At 68.9% G+C, this 2,024-nt stretch carries 3 protein-coding genes; 2 read left to right on the top strand and 1 reads right to left on the bottom strand.

Features of this window, described 5'->3' with window-relative positions; genetic code table 11:
* A partial coding sequence (locus KY469_22930) for a tyrosine-type recombinase/integrase (protein ID MBW3665946.1) occupies window positions 1–357 on the top strand: 357 nt, incomplete at its 5' end.
* A gap of 340 nt (window positions 358–697) precedes the next feature.
* Here KY469_22930 and KY469_22925 read toward each other — a convergent pair.
* Window positions 698–1,498 carry a methyltransferase domain-containing protein gene (locus KY469_22925; protein MBW3665945.1) on the bottom strand — a complete coding sequence of 267 codons (801 nt, stop codon included), beginning with the start codon at window positions 1,496–1,498 and terminating at the stop codon, window positions 698–700.
* A 173-nt stretch (window positions 1,499–1,671) separates the two neighbouring features.
* Between KY469_22925 and KY469_22920 the strand changes: the two genes are divergently transcribed.
* On the top strand, window positions 1,672–2,024 hold a 353-nt coding region (locus KY469_22920), incomplete at its 3' end, for a helix-turn-helix transcriptional regulator (GenBank protein ID MBW3665944.1).

The following is a 2,024-nucleotide window of genomic DNA, read 5'->3' as shown; positions in this document are numbered from 1 at the left end:
GGAGACTCGCCTGGCCCGCTGTTCTGCCGCATCGACCGGACCGGGAACCTCCGGGTGGGCGGCGGCCTCACCGGCGAGGCGATACGCCAGCTCCTGGCCCGGCGTGCCCTGGCGGCCGGGGCGGCCCGCATCTCCCCGCACGACCTGCGGCGCAGCTACGCCGGGGACCTTCTCGACGCCGGTGCGGATCTTCCCGCTGTGCAGCTCCTTGGCTACGCCTCCCCCGCCACCACCCCCCGGTATGACCGCCGGGGCGACAAGGCCCGCGGAGTGGGAGAGGGGAGCGGCTCCACCTTGAACTGCCGTGTCCGCAGGAAGTCGGCGACGAGTGAGCGCTCCCTCTTCCGCACCCAATAACGCCCGATCGGTGCGTTCACCGTCATCATCGCAAGGCACGTCGGCCACGGCAGACCCCGCCAGATAGCCGGCAGTAGGGAGCGCCATGAGTCACTTGACGCGCCGCGCGTTCTGTTCCACGCGTCGCGGGGCGCGGAGGGCGTCCAGATCGCCGACTCGGGCGCGAGCCGCGAGGTCATCGGCGGAGCCGTGCTCGCGGTAGTTGCCTGCCATCTAACCGCACCTCGTAAACGCTCCGGCGACGGCAGGCCGAGCGTTACGGGGCGCACGTTCTGGGACAGCTTCGCGGTCGTGGGGGCGACCCGAGCTGATGTCGATCTGGTGCGGCGCCGCCCTCGGGCTAGGCCGTCTTCCGGCCCCAGGACTGGAGGAGGGTGAAGGTGGTGCCCCAACGGCCGGGCTCTTGGAGTTCGGCTTCCGCCTCCTCGGTGAGCCGCTCCAACTGGTTGGCGTCCACGAGGGTCTTCAGCCGTGGCTTGAGGCCGGCGACCATCTGAAGCGGTACCCGAAGGTAGGGATGTCCGGGGGGCAGCGCCAGTACTTCGGCTCGGACGTTGGCGTCGACGCCGGCCTCACGGAACAGCTCGAGTTGCTTGCGCCCGGCGTCGATGTCACCCCATCGCCGGAACGCTTCGGCCAGCAAGGCGATCAGCTGCTCGGCGGCGGGTGCCGGGGGATTGAAGTGCCACGAGGCGATGTCGAGTTCCTCGAGGACCACGGTGCCGCCGGGTCGGGCCAGGCGAAGGTAGATCGCGACCTGCTCGGACACCCGACCGAGGGGGGTCAGCACGGCGCGGGCGTGCACCAAGTCAAACGACGCGGGCTCCAGCTTGGTGGCGAACAGGTCGTCCTTGACCAGGGTCACGTTGGTCACGCCTTCGTCGTCCACCAGTTGCTGGGCGGCGGCGAGCATGTTGTCGTCGATGTCGGTGCCGACGGCCTCCCCGTGGGGCCCGACCCAGTCGCTGAGCAGTCGCAACCATCCCATCACCCCGCAGCCGATATCCACGGCCCGGCCGCCGTCGCCGTCACCGATCTCATCGAGGAGCCGCTGGCCACTGGGTTCCCACACCCGCGACTGCAACTGGAGGCGCTCCAGCTCCGAGGGCTGGTTGGCCAGCAGATAGGTCGAGGACGTCATCGGATCTCCCTTTCACTCAGTGCTCACACTTCGATCGCACTGTCCATCGCGTCGGCGGGTGCGACAAGTGCAAAGACTGAACCTTGGCACCAAGCGGACACGGCGGACATGGTCGCGTCGCGAGTTCAGACTCTGAACTGTTCCCGGTGGATGGCAGGTGGCAGACTGTCGCCGTGCGGAGCTACGGGCAGTACTGCCCGATCGCTCGAGCGTCGGAGATCCTCGCCGAGCGCTGGACGGTCATTATCCTGCGCAACCTCCTCATCGGCTGTCGGACGTTCAACGAGATCGCCGACGGCGCCCCGGGCCTGTCTCGTGGGCTGCTCGCCAAGCGGTTGCGAGACCTCGAACGTGTCGGCGTCGTCGACATCCGGCCCAAGCGGGACGGGCCGGGGTCGACCTACGAGCCGACCGAGGCTGGCTGGGAGCTGTGGGACGTCATGCTGGCCCTCCAGCGCTGGGGATCGAAGTGGGCCGAGCTTTCGCCCGAACATGCCCATCCCGGGGTGGTGTTGTGGGCATGGGC

The organism is Actinomycetota bacterium, from assembly GCA_019347575.1.
Lineage (GTDB): Bacteria > Actinomycetota > Nitriliruptoria > Nitriliruptorales > Nitriliruptoraceae > JAHWKY01.
This window is presented reverse-complemented; position numbering and strand designations above follow the sequence as displayed.